Origin of the sequence: Paraliomyxa miuraensis, assembly GCF_026337845.1 — a bacterium.
Taxonomy (GTDB): Bacteria; Myxococcota_A; Polyangia; order Nannocystales; family Nannocystaceae; genus Paraliomyxa; species Paraliomyxa miuraensis.
Window position 1 is genome coordinate 1 of the sequence record NZ_JAOVZF010000104.1, and the last position, 2,705, is coordinate 2,705.

Below are 2,705 nucleotides of genomic sequence, written 5' to 3' on the forward strand. Positions count from 1 at the left end.
TGCGTATTCCGGAGCATCTGGGCAGTTGGACCGGTGGACCTGGGCAAGCGTTCCGAAGCACCTGGGCAACGGGAGCGAAGCGACCAGCGTGAGTGGGTGGGTTGACATGGTCAGGTGTTGGTGTTGAGCCCCTTGCGCTTGCGGCCGGACTGGCCTTCGAGGATGAGGACGTGAGCATTGTGCACGACGCGGTCGCAGATGGCGTCGGCGATCGTCGGGTCGCCGAGGGCGGCGTGCCACTTGTCGGTGGGGAGCTGGCTGGCGATGACCGTCGAGGAGTGATCATATCGATCTTCGAGGATCTCGAGCAGGTCGCGGCGCTCGGTGTCCTTGAGGGGCGCGAGCAGGAAGTCGTCGAGCACGAGCACCTGCAGCTTGGCCAGGCGAGCGAGCAGTCGCGGGTACGAGCCATCGGCGCGTGCAATGGCAATCTCCTCCACGAGTCGAGGCACGCGTGAGTAGAGCGTGCCGTATCCACGACGACACGCGGCTTGAGCCAGGGCGGCGGAGATGTAGCTCTTGCCGCAGCCGGTCTTGCCGACGCAGATCACGTTGTGATGATGCTCGATCCACTTGCACGTTGCGAGCTCGCGGATCGTGGCCTTGGCGACGCCGCGGCCGGGGGTCGTCCACACGTCCTCGAGGGACGCGTCACTGGTCAGCTTCGCCGCTCGCAGCAGCCGCGAGAGGCGGCGGTTCTCCCTCGCCGTCCACTCCTGGTCGACCATGTAGCCGAGCTTCTCCGCGAAGCTCCGTTGGTGGCTCGGCGCCTCCTTCTGCAGCTCGAGGAAGGCCTCGGCCATAGCGGTCAGTTTCATGGCCATCAGCTTGTCGTGGGTCTGTGTGTCGATCATGTTCTTCGTCGTTCTCGTGGTGATGGGCCGTGGGCCCGGTTGCGTAGTAGTCGCCGCCACGGATGTTGTCGTGGTCGACGGGCGCGAGAGCTTGCTGGTCCTGGTCGTCCGGGGGCATGCGGTCCAGACCATTGCGGAGGATCGAGATCACGCTGCGTCGCGTGGGCGAGCCGTGCTCGAGCGCTCGCCGGCACGCGGCCTCGACCCGCTCGTGGGAGTAGCGCTTGACGTCGCTGATGAGCGCGAGGCACGACCGAAAGCCCTGCTCGGGGTGCGGTCGGTTCTTCATGATCTGCGCGACGATCTCGCCGGCGTGGGGTCCGATCTCCGACGCCCACGCGATGATGCGCTCGGGTGGCCACGCCCCGTAGCGCTGGTGGGCCTTGGGTCGATGCGCGGGCTCGGTGACGTAGGTGCCCTTGGGTCCGTAGCTGCGAGCATGGCTCGCCACGCGCTGCCCATCGAGCATGAGCTCAACGGTCGAGACGGTGGCGCGCACCCAGAGCTTGGCGCCCACCAACGCATACGGAGCGCTGTAGTAGTGGTGGTCGTACTCGACGTGGTAGTCGATGTGCACCGTCGCCTTCTTCCACGTCGAGGGCTCGAAGCGTCGGCTCGGCAGTGGACGCAGCGCGAGCTTGTCGGTCTGCTCGAACAACGAGCGTCGGCAACCATCGAGCTTGCGAAACCGTGCCGAGTTGAGGATCTCGAGCTGCTCGGCGATGGCCTCGTTGAGATCCTCGAGCGAGAAGAAGGTGACCTTGCGCAGTCGCATGAGGATCCATCGCTGTGCGATCTGAACGCCGACCTCGACCTTGGCCTTGTCCTTAGGCTTGCGAGGGCGGGCCGGGATCACGGCGGTGCCGTAGTGCACGGCGAACTCGGCGAAGACCGGGTTGATCTCGGGGTCGATGCGCTCGGGACCCGACACCGCGCTGCGCAGCTGATCGGGCACGGTGATCTCGGGGACACCACCGAAGTACTCGAAGGCGCGCGCGGTCGAGGCGATGAACACGTCGCGCTCCTGCGAAAGCGTGGCCTCGGCGTAGGTGTAGTTGCTCGCGCCGAGCACGGCGACGTAGAGCTCGACCTCGATGACCTCGCCGGTCTTGCGATCGACGATCTTGGGTTGCAGCCCGGAGTAGTCGACGAACGCCTTCTCACCCGCGCGATGATCCTGCCGCATCACCACGTCGACGCGCCCACGGAACTCTCGGTACAGCGCGCAGAACTGGCTGTACTGGTACGGCTTGCGGGTCTTCTCGTCGTGCCGCGCAGCGTCGCGGTACTCGACCCACAGGAGCTGCAGCGTCATCGCCTTCTTGCGCATCTCTCGATGCACCCAGTCGAGGTCGATGGGGACGCGCTCGACGGGCAGCGTGGTGTCGGGCCTGGTGAACAGCCGCGCCTCGAGCTCGACGTCGGTCAGCTCGCGCGCGAGCTCCCACGTTACACCGCGCTCGAGCGCGCGACGCAGGTACTCGTGCACCGCTCCCTTCGAGAGGCGGGTGGCCGTCGAGATCTCGCGGTGCGTCCGCGACAGCTCGAACCTCAGGCGGAGGACTTCTCGGATGCGTCTCATGGAGTGCCGCTGCATCCGGCGACGATGTCGCCGAAGGCCACGCCACTCACGCGGTCGCCACGACCCCGAGCGCTACCCGCTCGAAGGCCTGCCCAGGTGCCCCGGAACCCGTGCCCGGATGCTCCGGAACGGGCGCCCAGGTGCTCCGGAACCCGTGCCCGGATGCGTCGGAACGGGCGCCCAGGTGCTCCGGAATGCGTGCCCAGGTGCGTCGGAACAGGCGCCCAGGTTCGGCCGGAACGGGTGCCCAGATCGCGTCGGAATTCGCA

The 2,705-nt window shown here is 66.8% G+C and carries 1 protein-coding gene and 1 pseudogene; both read right to left on the minus strand.

The features are described from left to right. Positions 1–110: 110 nt before the first annotated feature. Positions 111–986, minus strand: a complete 876-nt coding sequence (istB, locus tag OEB96_RS00500) for an IS21-like element helper ATPase IstB (RefSeq protein WP_323137309.1) — start codon at positions 984–986, stop codon at positions 111–113. Further along, positions 898–2,451, minus strand: a pseudogene (gene istA / locus OEB96_RS00505) (IS21 family transposase); the annotation flags it as partial. The gene istB and the pseudogene istA, both read right to left, overlap by 89 nt. Between the last annotated feature and the right edge of the window lie 254 nt (positions 2,452–2,705).

Coding starts and splice junctions, on each gene's coding strand:
- istB (WP_323137309.1), bottom strand. CDS start 986: ATGGTCTGGACCGCATGCCCCCGGACGACCAGGACCAGCAAGCTCTCG.